The 19175-nt window shown below is 62.2% G+C and carries 23 protein-coding genes; 8 read left to right on the forward strand and 15 right to left on the reverse strand.

The window, feature by feature from the left end:
• Window positions 1-166 precede the first annotated feature (166 nt).
• Window positions 167-1039, reverse strand: coding sequence for a hypothetical protein (locus B9N43_RS05205; RefSeq protein ID WP_145841265.1), 873 nt, complete (start codon window positions 1037-1039; stop codon window positions 167-169).
• A gap of 825 nt (window positions 1040-1864) precedes the next feature.
• Between B9N43_RS05205 and B9N43_RS05210 the strand changes: the two genes are divergently transcribed.
• The 4 genes from B9N43_RS05210 to B9N43_RS17350 all read left to right on the forward strand — a co-directional run bounded on the left by B9N43_RS05210 (window position 1865) and on the right by B9N43_RS17350 (window position 3807).
• Window positions 1865-2116: a type II toxin-antitoxin system Phd/YefM family antitoxin gene (locus tag B9N43_RS05210; RefSeq protein WP_145841266.1), complete on the forward strand. Its 252-nt coding sequence runs from the start codon at window positions 1865-1867 to the stop codon at window positions 2114-2116.
• Window positions 2113-2367 (forward strand): Txe/YoeB family addiction module toxin, encoded by a 255-nt coding sequence (locus B9N43_RS05215; RefSeq protein ID WP_145841267.1) that lies wholly within the window; start codon window positions 2113-2115, stop codon window positions 2365-2367. The genes B9N43_RS05210 and B9N43_RS05215 overlap by 4 nt, the downstream gene beginning before the upstream one ends.
• Before the next feature lie 103 nt (window positions 2368-2470).
• Complete coding sequence (locus B9N43_RS05220; protein ID WP_145841268.1) at window positions 2471-3250, forward strand: transposase; 780 nt, start codon at window positions 2471-2473, stop codon at window positions 3248-3250.
• The gene (locus tag B9N43_RS17350) at window positions 3247-3807 is read left to right on the forward strand and encodes a transposase (RefSeq protein WP_261379392.1); all 561 of its coding nucleotides are present in this window, start codon (window positions 3247-3249) and stop codon (window positions 3805-3807) included. Before B9N43_RS05220 ends, B9N43_RS17350 begins: the two co-directional genes overlap by 4 nt.
• Here B9N43_RS17350 and B9N43_RS05235 read toward each other — a convergent pair.
• The 9 genes from B9N43_RS05235 to B9N43_RS05275 form a co-directional block, all read right to left on the reverse strand.
• Entirely contained in the window at window positions 3711-4157 is a 447-nt protein-coding gene (locus B9N43_RS05235) for a hypothetical protein (RefSeq protein WP_145841269.1), read from the reverse strand. The genes B9N43_RS17350 and B9N43_RS05235 overlap by 97 nt on opposite strands.
• A gap of 90 nt (window positions 4158-4247) precedes the next feature.
• Complete coding sequence (locus B9N43_RS05240; protein WP_145841270.1) at window positions 4248-4712, reverse strand: hypothetical protein; 465 nt, start codon at window positions 4710-4712, stop codon at window positions 4248-4250.
• Between the two features lie 42 nt (window positions 4713-4754).
• Window positions 4755-5015: a CopG family transcriptional regulator gene (locus B9N43_RS05245; protein WP_145841271.1), complete on the reverse strand. Its 261-nt coding sequence runs from the start codon at window positions 5013-5015 to the stop codon at window positions 4755-4757.
• Window positions 4987-5277, reverse strand: coding sequence for a BrnT family toxin (locus tag B9N43_RS05250; RefSeq protein ID WP_145841272.1), 291 nt, complete (start codon window positions 5275-5277; stop codon window positions 4987-4989). Before B9N43_RS05250 ends, B9N43_RS05245 begins: the two co-directional genes overlap by 29 nt.
• 119 nt (window positions 5278-5396) lie before the next feature.
• Window positions 5397-5792: a hypothetical protein gene (locus B9N43_RS05255; protein ID WP_145841273.1), complete on the reverse strand. Its 396-nt coding sequence runs from the start codon at window positions 5790-5792 to the stop codon at window positions 5397-5399.
• A gap of 104 nt (window positions 5793-5896) precedes the next feature.
• Window positions 5897-6247 (reverse strand): TM2 domain-containing protein, encoded by a 351-nt coding sequence (locus tag B9N43_RS05260; RefSeq protein ID WP_145841274.1) that lies wholly within the window; start codon window positions 6245-6247, stop codon window positions 5897-5899.
• A gap of 477 nt (window positions 6248-6724) precedes the next feature.
• Window positions 6725-7333, reverse strand: coding sequence for a PIN domain-containing protein (locus B9N43_RS05265; RefSeq protein WP_145841275.1), 609 nt, complete (start codon window positions 7331-7333; stop codon window positions 6725-6727).
• A 136-nt stretch (window positions 7334-7469) separates the two neighbouring features.
• On the reverse strand, window positions 7470-8216 hold the full coding sequence (locus tag B9N43_RS05270) for an SAM-dependent methyltransferase (protein ID WP_145841276.1): 747 nt from the start codon (window positions 8214-8216) through the stop codon (window positions 7470-7472).
• 113 nt (window positions 8217-8329) lie between these two features.
• A complete protein-coding gene (locus B9N43_RS05275) occupies window positions 8330-8773 on the reverse strand; it encodes a hypothetical protein (protein WP_145841277.1) in 444 nt (147 codons plus the stop codon).
• 133 nt (window positions 8774-8906) lie between these two features.
• Between B9N43_RS05275 and B9N43_RS05280 the strand changes: the two genes are divergently transcribed.
• The 4 genes from B9N43_RS05280 to B9N43_RS05295 all read left to right on the forward strand — a co-directional run bounded on the left by B9N43_RS05280 (window position 8907) and on the right by B9N43_RS05295 (window position 15544).
• Window positions 8907-9899, forward strand: a complete 993-nt coding sequence (locus B9N43_RS05280; protein ID WP_145841278.1) for an integron integrase — start codon at window positions 8907-8909, stop codon at window positions 9897-9899.
• Window positions 9896-13906 carry an ATP-dependent RNA helicase HrpA gene (gene hrpA, locus B9N43_RS05285; protein WP_261379393.1) on the forward strand — a complete coding sequence of 1337 codons (4011 nt, stop codon included), beginning with the start codon at window positions 9896-9898 and terminating at the stop codon, window positions 13904-13906. The genes B9N43_RS05280 and hrpA overlap by 4 nt, the downstream gene beginning before the upstream one ends.
• Window positions 13899-14618, forward strand: a complete 720-nt coding sequence (locus B9N43_RS05290) for an EI24 domain-containing protein (RefSeq protein WP_145841279.1) — start codon at window positions 13899-13901, stop codon at window positions 14616-14618. Before hrpA ends, B9N43_RS05290 begins: the two co-directional genes overlap by 8 nt.
• A gap of 179 nt (window positions 14619-14797) precedes the next feature.
• Complete coding sequence (locus B9N43_RS05295; protein WP_145841280.1) at window positions 14798-15544, forward strand: competence/damage-inducible protein A; 747 nt, start codon at window positions 14798-14800, stop codon at window positions 15542-15544.
• A gap of 80 nt (window positions 15545-15624) precedes the next feature.
• On the opposite strand, the gene B9N43_RS05300 is transcribed toward B9N43_RS05295, so the two are convergent.
• The 5 genes from B9N43_RS05300 to B9N43_RS05320 all read right to left on the reverse strand — a co-directional run bounded on the left by B9N43_RS05300 (window position 15625) and on the right by B9N43_RS05320 (window position 19159).
• Window positions 15625-16188 carry a phasin family protein gene (locus B9N43_RS05300; RefSeq protein WP_145841281.1) on the reverse strand — a complete coding sequence of 188 codons (564 nt, stop codon included), beginning with the start codon at window positions 16186-16188 and terminating at the stop codon, window positions 15625-15627.
• Window positions 16189-16492: 304 nt separating this feature from the next.
• Complete coding sequence (lptA, locus tag B9N43_RS05305) at window positions 16493-17083, reverse strand: lipopolysaccharide transport periplasmic protein LptA (RefSeq protein WP_145841282.1); 591 nt, start codon at window positions 17081-17083, stop codon at window positions 16493-16495.
• On the reverse strand, window positions 17080-17658 hold the full coding sequence (lptC, locus tag B9N43_RS05310) for an LPS export ABC transporter periplasmic protein LptC (RefSeq protein WP_145841283.1): 579 nt from the start codon (window positions 17656-17658) through the stop codon (window positions 17080-17082). Before lptC ends, lptA begins: the two co-directional genes overlap by 4 nt.
• Window positions 17655-18176, reverse strand: coding sequence for a KdsC family phosphatase (locus B9N43_RS05315; RefSeq protein ID WP_145841284.1), 522 nt, complete (start codon window positions 18174-18176; stop codon window positions 17655-17657). The genes lptC and B9N43_RS05315 overlap by 4 nt, the downstream gene beginning before the upstream one ends.
• Window positions 18176-19159: an SIS domain-containing protein gene (locus tag B9N43_RS05320; RefSeq protein WP_145841285.1), complete on the reverse strand. Its 984-nt coding sequence runs from the start codon at window positions 19157-19159 to the stop codon at window positions 18176-18178. The genes B9N43_RS05315 and B9N43_RS05320 overlap by 1 nt, the downstream gene beginning before the upstream one ends.
• Window positions 19160-19175 lie beyond the last annotated feature (16 nt).

Here is a 19175-nt window from a genome sequence, read left to right on the forward strand (position 1 = left end):
TCGCGATCGAGGCTTTCCCAACATAGCCCCGTTCCCGCCGGCAAGCAATGAAAGCGTCTTTTTGATGCAGCACATCAAAAAGACGCATCGAGCACGGGAGGCCGCAATGCCCGCATCCGGCCCCGGCTTCCACTGGATCATGACAAGGGCGCGGGAGTCGTGCGCGTCAAACCAGCGAGGGCCCGCTCCAGCAGCCGCTCATCAAGCCTTCTGGCTTGGTGCTGGCGGATACCATCGCGCTGGTTTCCCAGGCATCGGTATGGACGTTCAACCCGGCAAAGACGCCATATCCCCTGCCTGCATGGATCGTCTCCTGCGCGTGAAGACTCTCACCGGCCCGGATGGCGCCTTCCGCCGCCATCGTCCCGCCCGCCTTGATTCCCCAGCCGGCCTCAAGATGCCCGGCGCACCGGATCGAACCCCCCGCGACGATTCCATTGCGAACGTCGATGTTGTCCGAGCCGACGATATCGCCGCCTGCATGAAGACTTTTTCCGCACCGGATCGGCCCTTCGGAAAACAAATCCCGCCCGACGAAGGCGTTTCCGGCGAGGTTCAACCTGCCGCCGCACAGCAGTTCCCAGGCCGTCCGGATATCGCCGCCGCTTGAAATATCGCCCGCCGCCTCGATGCCCCAGCCTGCCTTGATGTCGCCGCCGGCTTCGAGCGCGCCCTTGCTGCGGATGCCGCCGGCAGCACGAATGTCTTCGCCGGCGACGACGGGTCCATCGACACGGATACTGCCGCCGGCATGGATGGTGCGGCCGGCCCGAACGATCGAGTCGGTCTCGATATTGCCGCGCACCTCCAATGAACCGGCGAATACGATCGCGGCGGCGTCAATCGAGTCGACCGCCAGCACGGCATCCGTCGGACCGAACTGCGTGAGCAGCCAGCAGGCGTCATTGGCGCGACCATCGGCGACCAGTGCGTCGAGAAGGTCTTGGTAGTCGCCCCCCTCGTGATAATGGCGCAGGAACCAGCGAAACCCATCGGCACAGGGGCGCTTGGCTTTGAGAAAATTCTTCGTGAGATCCATGGCAATAGAGATGTGCAATATTGACGCCACGAACGCATCGCGGCGAAAGAAGCACAGCCTTGGCAGTGGATCGTCCAGCTACCGTCCTGACGATCGACGGAGAGCGGAAATGGAGGGACGTGGCTCTGGCTTGGCGACCCACACGTGGATCGGCGGCATTGGAGGACTCACCCTGGCTGCACATTGATCAAGGCGCGAAAACGCATCCTTGGACAAAGCGCCGTGCGGGGGAGATAAGGCTGGTTAGCCCTGTTGGTCGCCCCGCACGGCCATGGAAAGCACGGCGGGAGACCCTTGGATGTTGCATGGAAGGGCCAACGGGTTGGTCCATGCGCGCGTTCGGCGCCGGAGCATGCACACACCGGCAACTCCACCCGTGCGCGCATGGCGCAAGGCGTCGTCGGCATGGCGAGCGATGGACCGGACAATGGACATCAGCGTCAGCAACCTCGTTGGACGGACTAAGCCGCTACCGGGAGCACACCGCAAGACCGGCTCGTGCGCTCCCATCTGAAGAGAAAAGCCCTCGATGACAAGGGCTTTCTGTTTCTGGCGGGCCAGAAGATACATCAATACAAACTGTCCAGCCCTCGAAGACGGGATTCTATCTGCACCAGTCTTCATCGGCAATCACCGCTGTGCTATGTGTTGCGGCAAAGTTACCTGTTCACGGCACGTGAGGCCCAATGTTTGAATCAGGGACGTTGCACGGCGCTTTATCGCGCAGGTCCGGTGGAATGGCGAGTTGCACGTCTGGCCGCCAACTGTAGTAGACAGATGGCCGACAGGAATGTACAGTAATACGTACATATAAGGAGCCCCGAAATGGATACGATTACCTACACGACGGTACGCGCAAATTTGGCGAGTGCGATGGACAGGGTTTGCAACGATCACGAGGCGCTGATCATCACCCGCAATGGAGAACAGTCGGTGGTGATGCTCTCGCTCGAAGACTACAAGGCACTGGAAGAAACCGCCTACCTGTTGCGCACACCGGCCAACGCGAAACGCCTTCTGTCGGCGGCGGCGCAACTGAACGCCGGCAAAGGCGTTGAGCGGAAACTTGCCAAGTGAAGCTGGTATTCGCAGACGAGGCATGGGAAGACTACCTGTACTGGCAGAAACAAGACAGAAAGATGGTGGAGCGGATCAATACGCTGATTCGCGAAATCCAGCGAGAACCCTTCAGCGGCGTAGGCAAGCCAGAGCCGCTGAAACATGCCCTCTCTGGATTTTGGTCACGCCGGATCACGGATGAGCACCGTATGGTGTATCGGGTCGAAGGCAATCAACTCCAAATAGCTCAGTTGCGTTTTCACTACTGAGACGCCCAACGAAGCTGTAGAAAAAGTAGTTTCATGGACGCATTCTGCTGTGAACCAATTGGAATAACAAGGCTCCAACCAGAAGTTCATCTTGGAGTCGCTCATGGCACGCTACAAACCCATCGATACCAGCCCACGCTTCATTGCCGTCGATCTTGAGCGGCAGTTGCTGCCCGGCACATTCGAGCATGCACTGAACCACCTGATCGACCACGAACTGGACTTGTCAGGCTTCGATGCCCGCTACAAGAATGATCGCACCGGTGCTGCCGCCTACCCGCCGGCCATGCTGCTCAAGGTGGTTCTGTTCGCCTACAGCCAGGGCATCGTCAGTAGCCGAGGGATAGAGCGGGCCTGCCGCGAACACATCACCTTCATGGCCTTGTCGGGGGATTCCGCTTTTCACTGCACCACCATTGCCGCCTTTATCTCTGGTCTGGGCGAGGACATCGCCACACTCTTTGCTCAGATCCTCTACTTGTGTGACCGCCAGGGCTTGATCGGTCGGGAAATGTTCGCCATTGATGGCGTCAAACTGCCCAGTAACGCCAGCAAGGCCAAGAGCGGCACCCGTGCCGACTTTGCACGGCAGGCCGCCAAGCTCGAAGCTGCCGCCCAGGCCATGCTGGCCCGGCACCGGGAGAACGATGCCTTGCCGACCGAACTCGGCCTCGACGCCAAGGCACAGAAACGCATGGTCCGTCTGCACAATGACGCGACACAACTGCGCGACTGGCTTGCGGCCAACCCCGAAGACCGCAAGGGGAGTCGTGGCAGTATCCGCAAGAGCAACCGCACCGATAACCAATCGGCCAAGATGGCCACCAGCAAGGGCGTCATTCAAGGCTATACCGGTTTACCCTTCGAGGGCAGAAGAAGGTGAATGGGCAGTGGAAGCTCTTCTGCCTAGTGCATAACATCGAGAAGCTGGCCCATCATGGATACCCGCCGGCCATGCTGCTCAAGGTGGTTCTGTTCGCCTACAGCCAGGGCATCGTCAGTAGCCGGGGGATAGAGCGGGCCTGCCGCGAACACATCACCTTCATGGCCTTGTCGGGGGATTCCGCTTTTCACTTCACCACCATTGCCGCCTTTATCTCTGGTCTGGGCGAGGACATCGCCACACTCTTTGCTCAGATCCTCTGCTTGTGTGACCGCCAGGGCTTGATCGGTCGGGAAATGTTCGCCATTGATGGCGTCAACTGCCCAGTAACGCCAGCAAGGCCAAGAGCGGCACCCGTGCCGATTTTGCACGGCACTCACCATGCCCAACGTAGAAGTCACCGGCGCTGCGCAGCTTTATCGCGCAGCGTCCGTGTGGACTGCCGGGTTGGGCGTCGACCTCACAGAGTTGTACAGCGCCCGATAGCCATACCGGGCGTGTCGTCGCCCTCGCTTCGTGCCGGAACGATAGCCCGGAGAGCGTCTTCGTTCCAATAACCAACCGTATATGTTGTGAGGAAGCGCATGGACTTCCGGTTAAATAAAAAGTCTTTGCCAATGCCTATGCATCGAAGTTTTCCATTGTCATCGAAGTCCTTCTCGCAAATGGCAACGGGGAAGGAAGAACCTGTTTCCTTAACCTCCCATTTTCGCGAAGGCTCTGTTGAACGAGTAACTATGTACTTCGCTTCTGCCTTAAATTCCGCTCGCTTCCATTGGCGCGCACCCCGATCGAAGGAGAAGCCAGTAATCATGTCTTCAGCACAAAGATAAGAACTCTGTGCAGATGCGGAAGCCGCGAAGGCAAGGAATATTCCAGTAAAGAAGACGCTCTTGACGCGATTCATTAGTACTCCTTTCGACGCCCAACGTTGAGATTGCAGGCACTGCGCGCTTTTATCGCGCAGCGTCCAAGGACCGAAGGGCTGGGCCTCGGGTTACGCATTGAGGTCTCGTTTCGCTATTGGCCTGAGCTCCCGAAGAGACTTTGAGATTGCGGCACCTTCGGCGTCCAGATGCTCCCACCAAGTTTGTTCGTCGGTAGCGGCAAGCAGTTCGATGTTCAAGCGATCAAGTATTGCAACAGCCTCTGGAGAAAATAAAAGCGCGCCCATGTCGGTGAGCCTTCGCAGATCCGATAACCCTTTGCGGTAAGAAGTTACCAGTTCCTCTTCGATGTCCTTGGGGATGTCAGTTCCGCACTCAGCGGCACGGAGTTGCCGCTCGGTGCAATGCTTCATGAAATGAAGTGCTTCAATGACCTTGGTGTATGCGTCAACTCGACGCTCAAACCACTTTTCGGATTGAAACCGCCGGAGCGCAAACTTGACGGTCAGCCACGCCGTTAGAAGTGCCACAGGCACGCCGGCAAGAAGATTGATTAGAGGTTGCCAGTTGCTCATGGATTAGAGGCCCAACGTAGAGGTAACCGGCCTCGCGCGGCCTTATGCGCGAGGCCCGGTTGACCGCCGGGTTGGGGCCTGGGCATCGACATAGGCATCGATAAGCCGGCGAATCATGCGCTGGTACTGCGTGTGATGTTTTGTGGCCTCGGACTTGAAGAACTCGATGCTCTTCTTGCTCAGAGCCAAGGTTACTTTCACGCCCTCTTCCCGAAATGCCAATTCGGCGGGTGAAGGGAGGAAGTCTGCAACCACCTGAACCTTGCCGAGGGGTTCATCGGTGTATTTGATTTTCGCGCTCATAGATGGCCTTTCCTTTACGCCAATAACCGGCGCCGATGATTCGAATAACCGAAGCGCGGTAAGTGAACCGCACTGTGAGCACACCACCATCGACTTCGCCAAAGCAATAGAACCGCTCTTCGGTCTGGCTGTGCGTCTCGTCCTTGGCAATCACGCGCTGCGGGTCCGCAAAGGCGTATTGGGCAAGGGAGAAAGAGACTCCGTGCTTTCCCTGATTCTCGGTGTCCTTGTCGGGGTCCCAATCAAAGCGAGTTTTTGCCATGGACACAGAGTAGCACTAGACCATACAAAAATCCATACGGAGATATGGATAGCCCCAACGTTTGACATGAGGGGCCGCCGATAGGCGGTCCCTCTCGATGGATGGGTTGGACAACACCATTAACGGAGAACGCATAACCCCGCCCCAAGTACGAGCAGGCCTCCGATGAGGAACGCTCCGATTGAGGCCCACATAAAACCAATGCTCCAGTGACAAATACAAGGTTCCTTGAGGACATGACCGAACAGCGAACACTTCTTACGGTTCTCAATTTTCTTGGCGTATTCCAGGGAGCACAGTCGACGGAGCCGATTGTGAATAACTGCGGCGACGAGGCCGAGTTGAAAAGTAAAAACACTCCAAATAATTGCACGGGCCAATACAGCGAGCTCTGGTTTCTGAATGATTCCTACCAGGAAGGCCAGCAATGCAACCGCACCGCCGCCATTAATCAGCAGCAGGCCACGGACGGTCTCTGTGTCCATTTCGGCTCGTAGTTCGACGCCATCAGCCATGGTTGCCTCCTGTTGCCCAACGTGCTAGCTCAGGGGCGACCGGAGGCCGAAGGCCGGAGGTAACCTGCCGGCGTAGCCGGCAGGGCGTCCCCTGGAGCGGCGGGTTAGGCCGCGCCATACTTTGCGTTGAAGTCATTGTCATTCATAACGAGAAAAAGAATGCCTTCGATGAAGCCGACCAACGCAGGGATAAATGTCCAGCAGAAGAGCAGGTAAAGGATTCCTTGACCCACGCGACCTAGATAGAACTTGTGAATTCCAATTCCACCAAGGAACAGCGCAAACAACGCGGCAGCAAGCTTGCTCTTTCCATTTGGTGCAGTGGCTGCCAAGGTTGAGGGAGGAGCCATCTGCCGAACACCGCACTTGGGGCAAATTTCTGCTTTAGCCTTAATGATGCCACCGCATTCAGAGCAGAATTTTTCGTCGGCGGCTTTTTGGATTGCTTCGGTCATGTTGTTCTCCCTTCGATAGGTAATGCAATAAGACTATGCGAATGTAACAGGCGATCTGTCGCGGCAGCTTGACAGCGGAATTGGATCGGTCGAAATACGTGGGGATCATAGCAGCCTAACGCAGAGCTAAGGGGCCGGCCGCTTGCGGACGGTCCCGCTTGAGCGCCGGGTTAGCGACCAGAGGACAAAGATGAGCGCGAACAAACCAGCCATTCGGGTGGCACGAACACAAAGGATGCTCGCGGAGCTTGGGCACAGCGATATTTTCGACGCGCTACGGCACGCCGAAGAAATGCGCTCGGCCCTGCGGGTGATTTACACATGGGCCGGAGTTGATGGCGAAGACCTCGACCATCGGCAAGTTCGCAAACTGGCTGCGAAGGCGCTGCATATGGGCGCTAACGTAGAGGTGACCGGCGCTGCGCGGCTTTATCGCGCAGCGTCCAGCGACCGAAGGGAGCGAGGTCGACCGCCATGTTAGGGTTCGGTTGGCAAGGCATACGACACCTTCACTCCCTCAACCTTGACGACGCCACGCTTACATAGCGCGGCAAACAACGCACCAAGCTGCTGCTCGGAAAGCTCCTTCTTGAAGAGTGCGTGAAGAGTGCTCAGCAAGGTCTTCTGCGTTCTCGGCTTCGATGCTTTGCGGCGAACAAGATCGGCAATCACGGCCTCTACCTGTGCTTCCGGTGCGACAGGGAGAGATGGCTTGAAATAGGGAATGTCTGTGATGCAGGTTGAGCGTTGGGCGAAGATTTTCTTTCCCTTGAGATACTTCAGCAGCGGATCGAACCCGGAGTCCTTCGAGATAACGTGGAAGAAAGCCGTGGGTTCGACGGCAGACAAAGCCCCAATGTAATAGGCGATGTGAAAATCAAGGGCGTTGTTTCCGGCAGTCTCAAGAATGATGTACTCGGCGCATTCACCAAGCGATTGCAGTGCCGCCGCTAGAGAGACAGGAATCTTGGATTGATTGGGGCCGAGAAACACCTTGACCTTGAACGGGCCGTCCTTGAGTAGGCCAATGTCCTTGGGCTGAACATTTTCGAAATCGACGAGGACGAAGTTCGTGCGTGTTGTCACGGGAGAACCCTAACGTCTGAATTCACCGGCCTGCGCGGCTTTTCGCGCAGGTCCGGTGGAATGATGGGTTAGGCCGATAGCCAAAGACATAGACGTAAAACTCGGCGCTGGCGAGACGGCAATCAAGATGTGAAGCTCACCGTGGCATTAGCGCGAACACACCCCAGCCCAGGTATTCACGCGTGTAAGCAGCGTAGCGCTCGGGTTCCGAGGTCAGTTGGGCTCGAACCTCGTTGGCCAACTCGTCGTCGGGGTTGGCTTCAAGCCATCGGCGCATGGTGAGCCATTTGGCCGCTTCGTACCTGTCCCAGCCGTTTTGGTCAGCCAGAACCATTTCAACAACGTCGTAGCCAAGGCGGCCAAAAGACGCGAGCAGTTCCGGAAGCATGAGAAAGTCAGTGATTGAGTGAGCAAGACATCCCTTGGCAACATCTTCCGTCGGTGGCAACTGCCGCCAGAACGGCTCGCCGATAAGGATGATCCCTCCAGTGCGCAGGCTCTGCGCCAGAAGCTTGATAGTGCCTGCAACACCTCCGGCGATCCAGGTGGCACCGACACAAGCTGCCACGCCAACCTTCTCGTCAGAGACATAGCCCGCCGCATCGCCATGCATGAACTTGACTCGATCGGCAACGCCGAGCTCTACGGCTCGGCGTTCCGCTTGCTCGGAGAACAACTGGCTCATGTCGATGCCGGTGCCGATGATGCCGTGATCGCGTGCCCAGGTACAAAGCATCTCTCCCGAACCGCTGCCGAGGTCGAGCACCCGGGTCCCCGATTGCAGACGCAGTGCCGCGCCGAGAGTGGCGAACTTTTCGGGAGTAAATGGGTTGTGGATGCGGTGAGCACTTTCAGTGATGTTGAAAATACGTGGGATATCCATTTCGGAAAATTTCCTTACTTGCGTGAATAGATTCGGTTGCGGCCTAACGTGGAAGTGAGCGGCCTGCGCGGCTTTTCGCGCAGGTCCGCTCGACTGATGGGTTAGGGCGCCGTTCATTCAGTGCTGATGTTGGCCAATGATTGCTGCGCCAGGATGCGGTTTGCTTCGATGAACGTGGGTTCCGTACTCGCTGAAGGCTCAAGCTTGAGCAAGGCATTGAGTGTGCTTGCGAGGTGGCCAAGCAAGCGACCTTGATACTCTGGCCCATTCTTAGTCCATCTCGGAGTGTTCGGGATTGCAGTCAATTCTCGCAGCAGTGTTCTGAGGTTGTGTAGTCGCTCATCGCGGGTTGGCGCGCGCTTTACATGACATTTCGAGCTGCCGCTGGCCGATGGCGGAGCCTTCTTCTTTTTCTTGGGTTTGGATCGCTTCTTTGGTGAATAGTCGAGACGCGCCGCTTGCTCATAAGAGAGAGTGGCCTCGAAGTCCGAGGTGGTTCCATGACGTTGAGCGCGACTGGTTCTGCCCACCTTGTCCCAATTCAATCGTTGCGACATCGCTGGCGCCCTAACGTTAAGTAGACCGCCTAAAAGACGGAGAAAAATCCATCATTAGGGCTAATAAAACCAACATATGACAATAAATACTAATTAAAATCAAAGCCATTACAATTTTTAGTGGGGCCTATAAATGGCACCCGATAACTCTACTTCCCATCAAACGGCCGAACCCCGACTGCTGGATCAGGTGAAGGCGAAAATCCGTCTCAAGCACTACAGTCTGCGTACCGAGCAGGCGTATGTTGATTGGATTAGACGATTTATTCTGCATCATGGCAAGCGCCACCCCAAGGAAATGGGGGCGGTGGAGGTTGAAGCATTTCTGACCCATCTTGCAGTGGCGGGCCGGGTTGCGGCTTCCACACAAAACCAAGCCAAGAGTGCCTTGTTGTTTCTTTATCGCGAAGTGCTGGGTTCCGAGCTGCCCTGGCTGGATAACGTGGAAAAGGCCAAGGCGCCCAAGCGGTTGCCGGTTGTGCTCACGCGCGTCGAGGCCGCGGCACTGTTGCAGCAGTTGCAGGGGGTGCACTGGCTGATCGGCAACCTGCTCTATGGCAGCGGCCTGCGTTTGATGGAATGCCTGCGACTGCGGGTGAAGGATGTCGATTTTGCGCGCCAGGAAATCCTGATTCGCGATGGCAAGGGATTCAAGGATCGCGTGACCATGCTGCCCCGTTTGCTGGTCGAGCCCTTGCAGAATCATCTGGGTTTGGTCGAGGCGCAGCACCAGCGCGATTTGCAGGCAGGGCGCGGCGATGTCCATCTTTCTTACGCGCTGGACCGCAAATATCCCAATGCCGGGCGGGAATGGGCCTGGCAGTATGTGTTTCCATCCCCCGGACTCTCCCTGGACCCGCGCAGCGGCGTCGAGCGGCGCCACCATTTGCAGGATCAGGCGGTGCAGCGTGCCATCAAGCAGGCGGTGCATCACGCCAGGCTGACCAAGCCCGCGACGCCCCATACCTTGCGCCATTCCTTCGCCACCCACCTGCTGGAATCGGGCTACGACATTCGCACGGTGCAGGAGCTGCTCGGCCATTCCGACGTTTCCACCACCATGATCTACACCCATGTACTCAACCGGGGCGGCAAGGGCGTTGTCAGCCCCCTGGATCGACTGTGAGCAAAGATTTAAAGAACCTCAAGCGGCTGATGGCCGATCGCCGGCCCGCGGCCGATGTTTCCGTTTCTGCACCAGGCACCCGGAACCGCCCTACCCCGCATACGCGTGCCACCAATGCGGCCAGGGGACCAGTCAAGGGCGCAACCCCGGCCGCAGCGAACGAAGCCCGGCGCCAGGCGAGGCTCGCGGCCCGACCGACGATCGCATACGACGACGCCCTGCCGGTCAATGCGCGGCGCGAGGAGATCGCCCGCGCCATCGCCGCGCATCAGGTGGTGGTGATCTGCGGCGAGACGGGGTCGGGCAAGACCACGCAGTTGCCCAAGATCTGCCTGGAGATGGGCCGCGGCTGCGCCGGGCTGATCGGCCACACTCAGCCGCGCCGCATCGCCGCGCGGGCCACGGCGACGCGCATTGCCCAGGAGCTGAAGAGCGAGTTGGGCAAGCACGTCGGCTTCAAGATCCGCTTCACCGACCGCGCCTCGCCCGACACCTACATCAAACTGATGACCGACGGCATCCTGCTGGCGGAAACCCAGGGCGACCCGCTCTTGCGCGCCTACGATACGATCATCATCGACGAGGCCCACGAGCGCAGCCTGAACATCGATTTCCTGCTCGGCTACCTGAGGCAGTTGCTGCCCCGGCGGCCGGACCTGAAGGTGATCGTCACCTCGGCGACGCTGGACGCGGAGCGCTTCAGCAGGCATTTCGACGACTGCCCGGTGATCGAGGTCTCCGGGCGGCTTTACCCGATCGAGACACGCTACCGTCCCTTCGACGACCGAAAGGACGTCGATGTGAACGACGCCATTGTTGAAGCCGTGAGCGAAGCCCATCGCGAAGGGCCGGGCGACGTGCTGGTGTTCCTGCCCGGCGAGCGCGAGATCCGCGAGGCGGCGGAGGCGCTGCGCAAGCACCATCCACCGGGGCTGGAAATCCTGCCCCTGTTCGCGCGCCAGTCGGCGCAGGAGCAGAGCCGGGTGTTCGCGCCGCACCAGGGGCGGCGCGTGGTGCTGGCCACCAACGTGGCCGAGACCTCGCTGACGGTGCCGGGCATCCGCTACGTGATCGACACCGGCCTCGCCCGCGTCAAGCGCTATTCCCACCGCAACAAGGTGGAGCAGTTGCAGGTGGAGTCCGTCGCCCAGTCCGCCGCCAAGCAGCGCGCGGGGCGTTGCGGCCGGGTTTCCTCGGGCGTGTGCTTCCGGCTCTACGCCGAGGAGGACTTCAACAAGCGCCCGCCGCACACCGACCCGGAAATCCTGCGCTCCTCGCTGGCCGGGGTGATCCTGCGCATGAAGTCCCTGCACCTGGGCGACGTGGAGGCGTTTCCCTTCCTGGAGCCGCCGCTGCCGCGCATGGTGGTCGATGGCTATCAGCTCCTGGCCGAGCTGGGCGCGGTGGACGAGGACAAGCAACTCACGCCGGTGGGCGCCGAACTCGCCAAGCTTCCGCTCGACCCCAAGATCGGCCGCATGATCCTGGCGGCGCGTGAGCACGGCTGCCTCAAGGAAATGCTGGTGATCGCCGCCGCCCTCTCGGTGCAGGACCCGCGCGAGCGTCCGCAGGAACAGGCCGGCGGCGCCGACCAGGCGCACGCCAAGTGGAAGGACGAGAAATCGGAGTTTCTTTCCTGGCTCAAGCTGTGGACCGCCGCCGACGAGGTGTGGCGCCACGAGACCTCCAGCAAGCAGCGCCAGTGGTGCAAGCGGGAGTTCATCTCCTGGATGCGCATGCGCGAGTGGCGCGACGTGCATGGCCAGTTGATGACGCTGTGCCATGAGCACGGCTGGAAAATTTCGAGCGCCTACCCCCCGGCCCCCTCCCCGAGGGAGGGGGTGACATCGGTTCGCTCCACTCCAGCAGGAAACGACGCCCCCGCCTTGGGGCGGCCCGGCGGCGGGGCACCAGCTGCCGGCTCCTACGAAGCGATCCACAAGGCGCTGCTGACCGGCCTGCTGGGCCACATCGGCCTGAAGAGCGAGGAAGAGCAGCACTACCTCGGCGCGCGCGGCATCAAGTTCCACATCCACCCCGGCTCCAGTCTGGTGAAAAAGGCCGGGCGCTGGATCGTCGCCGCCGAACTGGTGGAGACCTCGCGCCTGTTCGCCCGCTGCGTGGCACGCATCGAGCCGGAATGGCTGGAGGAAGTGGGCGCCCACCTGATCCGCCGCCACGTCTACGAGCCCCACTGGGAAAAGGGGCCGGGCCAGGTGGTGGCCTGGGAGCGGGTGACGCTGCACGGGCTGATGATCCACGCCCGGCGCCGCGTCAATTACGGCCCCAAGGACCCCAGGCTCGCCCGCGAGATACTGATCCGCGAGGCTCTGGTGCGGGGCGAGGTGGGCGAGGACTGGCTGAAGAAATGGCGCTTCCTGCAACACAACCAGAAGCTGATGCGGGAGATCGAGAAGCTGGAGCACAAGTCGCGCCGCCCCGACGTGCTGGTGGATGAGGAACTGATCCACGCCTTCTACGACGCCAAGCTGCCCGAGGGCATCGCCAGCCTGGCCGCCTTCGACCACTGGCGGCGCGAGGCCGAGCAGGAAAATCCGAAGCTGCTGTTCCTGGAAAAGGAACAGCTGATGCGCCACGAGGCCGAGGGCATCACCACCGACGCCTTCCCGCCCCACCTGGAGCACCGCGGGCAGAAATACAAGCTCGGCTACAAGCACGACCCCGGCGCCGCCGACGACGGCGTGACGCTCGCCCTGCCGCTGGCGCTGTTGAATCAGGTGCCGGCCACGCGTTGCGAATGGCTGGTGCCGGGGCTGCTGAAGGAAAAAGTGGTGGCCCTGTTGAAGACCCTGCCGCAGAAGTACCGCCACCGTCTGCAACCGCTGGACGGCTTCGCCGAGAAGTTCTGCGATCGCCATGAACAACAGCGGGCCGGCGACGAGCCCCTGGTCAAGGCGCTGACCGGCGCCGTGGAGGACACGCTGGCGATGAAGCTGCCGCTGGACGCCTTCCGCCCCGGCGAACTGCGCCCCCATCTGGCGATGAACTTCCGCCTGCTCGACGAGCATGGCGGCACCCTGGGCTTTTCCCGCTCCCTGGCGGAACTGCGCGGCCAGTACGGCAGCCGCGTGGAGCAGGGTTTCGCCCAGGCCGAGATTCGCGGCGAGGGCGCGGGCGAAGCGGCCGAGGGCGAACTCGCCGGGCTCACCGCCTGGAGCTTCGGCGAGCTGCCGGAACTGCTGGAAGTGAAGGTCGGCGGCCGCGAGGTGATCGGCTTCCCGGCCCTGGTGGATGACGGCGAGAGCGTTTCCCTGCGCGCCTTCGACACCGAGGAGAAGGCCCGCGACCAGCACCGCCTGGGCCTCTCCCGGCTGTTCGCGCTGGCGCTGAAGGAGCAGGTGAAGTTCGTCGAGAAGAGCCTGCCGCGCGAACTGGGCATGCAGTACATGAGCCTGGGCACCGAGAAGGAACTCAAGGCGCAGATCGTCGGCGCCACCCTGGACCGCACCTGCATGATGGCGCCGCTGCCAACCGACAAGGCGACCTTCGAGGCGCGGGTGGCGGCGGCCAAGGGCCGCGTTTCGCTGGTGGCGCAGGAAGTGGCGCGGCTGGTGGGCACGGTGCTGACCGAGCACGCCGCCCTGCAAAAGAAGCTGGCGGCGATGGGCAAGACCTTTCCCGAGGCGACGGCGGACATCGCCGCCCAGGTGGCCGCCCTGCTCGGCCGGCAGTTCATCCTGGCGGTGCCGTGGGAACGGCTGGCGCATTACCCGCGCTACCTGAAGGCGGCGGCGCTGCGCCTGGACAAGGCCCGCGCCGATCCGGCGCGGGACGCCCGGCTGCTCGCCGACTGGCAGACCCTGGCCAGGCCCTTCGAGCGGGAACGCCTGGCCCAGGCGCGGAGCGGCGTGGTCGATCCCTTCCTGGAGGAGTTTCGCTGGCTGCTGGAGGAATTGCGCGTGGCCCTGTTCGCCCAGGAACTGAAGACGCCTTCGCCGGTCTCGCTGAAACGTCTGCAAAAAATGTGGGAAGGTCGTCATGGATGAAGTAATGCTGGCCCTGCTGCGCACGCTCTCCAGCCTGAGCCGGCCGCGAATCTGGCGCTATCTGGCGGCGCCGGCGCTGCTCGCGCTGCTGGTCGGCGGCGGCCTCTCGCCCTGGCTGTTCCCGGCGATCGAAGGCGCCCTGCTGCAGGCGCCGCCGCTGTCCTGGCTGGTGCGCTGGGACTGGGCCGGCCTGGCCGGATTCCTCGCCACCGTGGGCAGCGCCCTGACGCTGCTGGCCCTGGCCTACCTGCTGGCCACCGTGCTGGCGAGCACCCTGGTGCTGCCCTGGCTGCTCGCCGACGTGGCCCGCCACGACTACCCCGACCTGGCGCCGATGGGCCGCGACAGCCTGCTGGCCTCGCTGGTCAATGGTCTCGTGGCGGCGCTGGGCTTTTGCGCGGGCTGGCTGCTGACCTTGCCGCTGTGGCTGGTGCCGGGACTGGCGCTGGTGCTGCCGGTGTTCTGGCTGGCCTGGCTCAACCGGCGCACCTTCACGCCGGACTGCCTGGCCGTGCACGCCACGGCCGACGAGTCCCGGCACCTGCGGCAAGTCCATGCCTCGCGCCTGCTGATCCTCGGCGCGGTTCCCGCCCTGCTGGCCGCCGTGCCCCTGGCGGGCCTGCTGGCGCCGGCCCTGGCGGCGCTGCTGTTCGCCCACTACACCCTGGAAGCCCTGCGCCGCCTGCGCGGCGGCGCCGTGGTGAGTCAATGACGGAGGAGGACACGCCGGCCACACCATTAATTGTTTCCAAAATGGATACAATTAAAGGCAAGGGTAGAGTTACGAAAATCAACCATCAGATGGGTAGCGGATCGATATTTCAGACACTTGATCGACCGTAAAGATTGTATCCAAAATATCTACAATCAAGACATGAAAAGGATGAACCGATGGGCTTCGGCGCCTTGATCATCGGCGATGAAATCATTCGCGGCAAACGCCAGGACAAGCACTTCGCCAAGCTGCGCGAGCTGCTCGCGACCCGGGGGCTGGTATTGGACTGGGTGACCTATCTGGGCGACGACCGCGCCCGCCTGACGGCGGCCCTGGCGCGCAGTTTCGCCGGCGGAGACGTGGTGTTCAGCTTCGGCGGCATCGGCGTGACGCCGGACGACCATACCCGCCAGGCCGCGGCGCAGGCGGCCGGCGTGCCGCTGGTCCTGCACCCCGACGCGGAAGCGGAGATCCGCGCCCGCTTCGGCGCCGAGGTCACCGCGAACCGCCTGCAACTGGGCGAGTTCCCGGCCGGCAGCCGCATCATCCCGAACCCCTTCAACCGCATTCCCGGCTTCAGCGTCGGCGACCATCATTTCATGCCGGGCTTTCCGCAGATGGCGTGGCCGATGGCGGAATGGGTGCTCGACACCCGCTACCGCGACCGCTTCCACCAGCGCGAAGAAGCCGAGTCGGCAATCCAGATCTGGGACGGCAACGAAGGCATGTTGCTGGAACTGATGCGCCGCATCGAGCGGGACTACCCCGGAATCGCGGTGTTCAGCCTGCCCTTCCTCGGCGACGCGACCCTGCGCCGCCATGTGGAGCTGGGCGTGCGCGGCACCCCGGCGCAGGTCGCGCCGGCGATGGCGGAGATCCGCGCCGAGGTGGCGCGGCTGGGCTTGGCGTTTTCTGAAAAATAGATAAAAAAAAGCCCTGGTCGGAGGATCAGGGCTTTAAACCGTCCCTTTGCGGGGCGGAGGAGGAGACAAACTGTTTGCGACTAGGCGGCTTTCTTCGCCCTGGGCGCGGCGGCACCGGTATTCACGGCCTTGACCGTGGCGTTGGTGGCGGCGGCCACGTTGGCTTCGGCGATCTCGGCGACCTGGCGGGCGGCCTTGCTCACGCTGTCGTAGGCGGAGTTGGCGGCGGCCAGGGCGGAGCGGAAGGCGGCCACGGCAACGTCGGAACCGGCGGGTGCGTTCTTCGCGGCCTGGTCCAGGGCGCTGCCGACATTCCTGTTCAGCTCGGCGTACTGGTTCTCCAGAACCTTGTTCAATTCTTCCTGGGTCTGCGTGGCGATTTCATAGACGCTGCGCGAGTAGGCAACGGCCTTTTCCACGGCAGGCTGGGCCATCGCGGACTGAAGACCGACCAGCTCCTGGGGATCCTTGGCGCCAAGCAGGGTCTTGGTGTTGGCCACGGCATCTTCCAGCAAGGAACGGGCGGTATTCAGATTCAGCGCGGCCAGGCGCTCGGCGCTGGCGAAGGCGGTGTTGGCAAAGGTCAGCAGGGTTTCCATGCTGGCTTTGTTGGCGGCGGCGATTTTCTCGGGAACGGCGTACATTGAAGTTCTCCTATCCTTAGTCCAGGACACAAGTCCAGGGGCCATCGAACTGCACCACCACCCTTGTCGGACATCCGATGGTGCGAATGGTGCGTTGCATCATGGTTCGAATTATAGAGAGCAAAACCGGGCTGTCAAGATTTTTTTGTGCTTCGCACAAAAATATTTTTCCACATATAAATCAATGTATTGATTGAATAATTTCCACGATTTTAACGTATCGAATGATTTTTTTGTGGCAGCGCAAATTAAAAAACCGCCCCGGAGGGCGGCTTTCGGCAGGGTTCCGGACGAACCGATCTGATCAATTGGCGGGACCGGGAGCCGGCCCGGGGGCGGGAGGCGCGTCCTCCTCCTTGTGCTTGGGGTGGATCACCGCATGGACCCGCTCCGGCACGGCAGGCTGTTTCGCGGCGGATGAAGCCGGGGAAGCGCCGTGGCCGTTGTTCACCTGATAGGTTTCCGATTTGGCATCGTAGATCACATAGCGGCCACGCACCTCGTCCGTGCCGCTGCGCACCTTGGCCCGGTCGAAGAACTCGGATTTTTCCGTCTTGGCGTCGTATTCGATGCGCTCGGCCTCGCCTTCGATGTATTCGTCGCGCCCTTCGCGCTTCTGGCGGAAACGGGCCAGGCCGTCGGCGCCGCCGGTGGCGACGCCTTTCTGGAACCCCTCCGCGTCCTGGGTCACCACCAGCTTGTCCGTGCGGATGACCAGGGTGCCCTGGGTCAGGATCACCCGGCCTTCGAAAACATGGACCTTACGCGCGTCGTCGGCGGTGGCGCGGTCGGCCTCGAGATTCACCGGCTGGTTGCGGTCGGCCCGTTCCGCCAGGGCGGGAAGCGCCAGCAGGCACAACAGGCCGGCCGGCAGTAAGCGAATGTGTCGGATCATGGTTGCGTTCTTGTTCTTGGAAAGGTGCCTCGGGCCCGGCCGGTCAGGATGGTCAGATTTTCCTTGCCCCGATATTCGATGCGGTCGCCCGTGATCACCGAGCCGCCCTGGCGCACGGTGACCGGCACATTGCCGCGCGCCAGTTCCTCGTCCGGAAACACGGTCAGCGCCTCGGTGGTCAGCACGGTCTGGGGACTGCCCTCGCCCTCCGCCTTGACCAGCTTGACGCCGCCCTTCAGGCGCACCTCCTTGCCGTCCTTGCTGAGCCACGCGCTCTGGGCATTCACCCGCGTCGGGCGGGTGCCGGTGAACTGGACCAGTTCCGGCTGGCTGACGTCGGTGCTGTCGTCGTCCGGGAAATGGCTCATCTTGGGCGCTTTCAGGACTTGCAGCAGTTGCCCCTGGGCGTCGAAGCGCTCGATGGTGAAGTTCTCGACGATGAAGTCCGGATCGTGGCGCAGGTTGGCGCGACGGTTGGATTCATCGACGTTGGCGGCGTTCGACAGCCACAGGGTGAGTCCGGCCAGCGCCGCCAACAGCGTGATCGGGAACAGCGCCGCGCCGGAAGCCCTCATTGCAGATAGGCCTCCAGCAGGGCGTCGAGCTTGCCCTGGGCGCGCAGGATGAATTCGCAGACTTCCCGCGCCGCGCCGCGGCCGCCGGGGCGCCGCGCCACCAGGTCGACATGGCGCTGCACGAAATCATGGCCATCGGCCACCGTCGCGGAAAAGCCGCAGGCCCGCAGCACCGGCAGGTCGACGACGTCGTCGCCCATGTAGCCGGCCTCGGAGAACGCCAGACGCTGTCCCGCCAGCAGCTCGGCCATCGCGCCGCGCTTGTCCTCCACGCCTTGCAGCAGCAGGTCGATGCCCAGGTTGCGGGCGCGCAATTCGACCGCGCGGGAACGCCGCCCGGTGATGATGGCGAGCGTGACGCCGCTGGCCGCCAGCATCTTCAGGCCGTGGCCGTCGAGGCTGGAAAAGGCCTTCATCTCGTCGCCCTGGCTGGTGAAGTACAGGCTGCCGTCGGTCAGCACGCCGTCCACGTCGAAACCCATCAGCCGGATGCGGCGGGCCTTGGCCTGGGCGTCCATCAGATCACCTTGGCGCGGAACAGGTCGTGCATGTTGAGCGCGCCTTCCAGGCGGCCTTCGCCATCCACCACCAGCAACTGGTTGATCTTGTGCCGCTCCATCATCTCCACCGCTTCCACGGCCAGGCACTGGGCGGCGATGGTGCGCGGCTGGCGCGTCATGACGGCGCCGACCGTGATGCCGCGCAGGTCGCCCAGGCGCTCCAGGCTGCGGCGCAGGTCGCCGTCGGTGAACAGCCCGCGCAAGCGGCGTTCGCCATCGACGACGGCGATCAGGCCGAGGCTGCCGCGCGACATGGCCAGGAGGGCGGCCGGCACCAGGGTGTCCTCCGCGGCGCAGGGCACTTCCGCCAGCGGTTGCATCACGTCGGCGACGTGGGTCAGCAGCTTGCGCCCCAGGGCGCCGCCGGGATGGGAACGCGCGAAGTCGTCGGCGCCGAAGCCGCGCGCGTCGAGCAGGGCCACCGCCAGGGCGTCGCCCAGGGCGAGGACCGCCGTGGTGCTGGCGGTCGGCGCCAGATTGAGGGGGCAGGCCTCCTCCCGCACGCCGCCGTCCAGATGCACGTCCGCCTCGCGCGCCAGCGCGGAAGCGGGATTGCCGGTGATGGCGATCAGCCGCCCGCCCTGGCGCTTGATCAGCGGGACGACGGTCAGCAGCTCGTCGTTCTCGCCGGAATTGGAGAGCGCGATCAGCACGTCCTCGCGGGTGATCATGCCCAGGTCGCCATGGACCGCCTCGGCGGCATGGACGAAATACGCCGGCGTGCCGGTGCTGGCCATGGTGGCGGCGATCTTGCGGGCGATGTGCCCCGACTTGCCGATGCCGCTGACGATGACACGGCCATGGCAGGAGAGAATCAGGCGCACCGCCTCGACGAAAGCGCCGTCCAGACGCGCCGCCAGGGCCTGGATCGCCTCGGCCTCGATGCCCAGGACGCGCCGGGCGAGAGCGAGGGTCTGTTCGGTGGAAATCGTTGGGCTCATGACGTGGGGCGGTTAT

The organism is Denitratisoma sp. DHT3 (assembly GCF_007833355.1).
Lineage (GTDB): Bacteria > Pseudomonadota > Gammaproteobacteria > Burkholderiales > Rhodocyclaceae > Denitratisoma.

What these genes read in the sequence shown, in the direction of transcription:
- B9N43_RS05205 (WP_145841265.1), bottom strand. Translation starts at nt 1,039, where the DNA reads ATGGATCTCACGAAGAATTTTCTCAAAGCCAAGCGCCCCTGTGCCGAT.
- B9N43_RS05210 (WP_145841266.1), top strand. Translation starts at nt 1,865, where the DNA reads ATGGATACGATTACCTACACGACGGTACGCGCAAATTTGGCGAGTGCG.
- B9N43_RS05220 (WP_145841268.1), top strand. Translation starts at nt 2,471, where the DNA reads ATGGCACGCTACAAACCCATCGATACCAGCCCACGCTTCATTGCCGTC.
- B9N43_RS05235 (WP_145841269.1), bottom strand. Translation starts at nt 4,157, where the DNA reads ATGAATCGCGTCAAGAGCGTCTTCTTTACTGGAATATTCCTTGCCTTC.
- B9N43_RS05240 (WP_145841270.1), bottom strand. Translation starts at nt 4,712, where the DNA reads ATGAGCAACTGGCAACCTCTAATCAATCTTCTTGCCGGCGTGCCTGTG.
- B9N43_RS05245 (WP_145841271.1), bottom strand. Translation starts at nt 5,015, where the DNA reads ATGAGCGCGAAAATCAAATACACCGATGAACCCCTCGGCAAGGTTCAG.
- B9N43_RS05250 (WP_145841272.1), bottom strand. Translation starts at nt 5,277, where the DNA reads ATGGCAAAAACTCGCTTTGATTGGGACCCCGACAAGGACACCGAGAAT.
- B9N43_RS05255 (WP_145841273.1), bottom strand. Translation starts at nt 5,792, where the DNA reads ATGGCTGATGGCGTCGAACTACGAGCCGAAATGGACACAGAGACCGTC.
- B9N43_RS05260 (WP_145841274.1), bottom strand. Translation starts at nt 6,247, where the DNA reads ATGACCGAAGCAATCCAAAAAGCCGCCGACGAAAAATTCTGCTCTGAA.
- B9N43_RS05270 (WP_145841276.1), bottom strand. Translation starts at nt 8,216, where the DNA reads ATGGATATCCCACGTATTTTCAACATCACTGAAAGTGCTCACCGCATC.
- B9N43_RS05275 (WP_145841277.1), bottom strand. Translation starts at nt 8,773, where the DNA reads ATGTCGCAACGATTGAATTGGGACAAGGTGGGCAGAACCAGTCGCGCT.
- B9N43_RS05280 (WP_145841278.1), top strand. Translation starts at nt 8,907, where the DNA reads ATGGCACCCGATAACTCTACTTCCCATCAAACGGCCGAACCCCGACTG.
- B9N43_RS05290 (WP_145841279.1), top strand. Translation starts at nt 13,899, where the DNA reads ATGGATGAAGTAATGCTGGCCCTGCTGCGCACGCTCTCCAGCCTGAGC.
- B9N43_RS05295 (WP_145841280.1), top strand. Translation starts at nt 14,798, where the DNA reads ATGGGCTTCGGCGCCTTGATCATCGGCGATGAAATCATTCGCGGCAAA.
- B9N43_RS05300 (WP_145841281.1), bottom strand. Translation starts at nt 16,188, where the DNA reads ATGTACGCCGTTCCCGAGAAAATCGCCGCCGCCAACAAAGCCAGCATG.
- lptA (WP_145841282.1), bottom strand. Translation starts at nt 17,083, where the DNA reads ATGATCCGACACATTCGCTTACTGCCGGCCGGCCTGTTGTGCCTGCTG.
- lptC (WP_145841283.1), bottom strand. Translation starts at nt 17,658, where the DNA reads ATGAGGGCTTCCGGCGCGGCGCTGTTCCCGATCACGCTGTTGGCGGCG.
- B9N43_RS05315 (WP_145841284.1), bottom strand. Translation starts at nt 18,176, where the DNA reads ATGGACGCCCAGGCCAAGGCCCGCCGCATCCGGCTGATGGGTTTCGAC.
- B9N43_RS05320 (WP_145841285.1), bottom strand. Translation starts at nt 19,159, where the DNA reads ATGAGCCCAACGATTTCCACCGAACAGACCCTCGCTCTCGCCCGGCGC.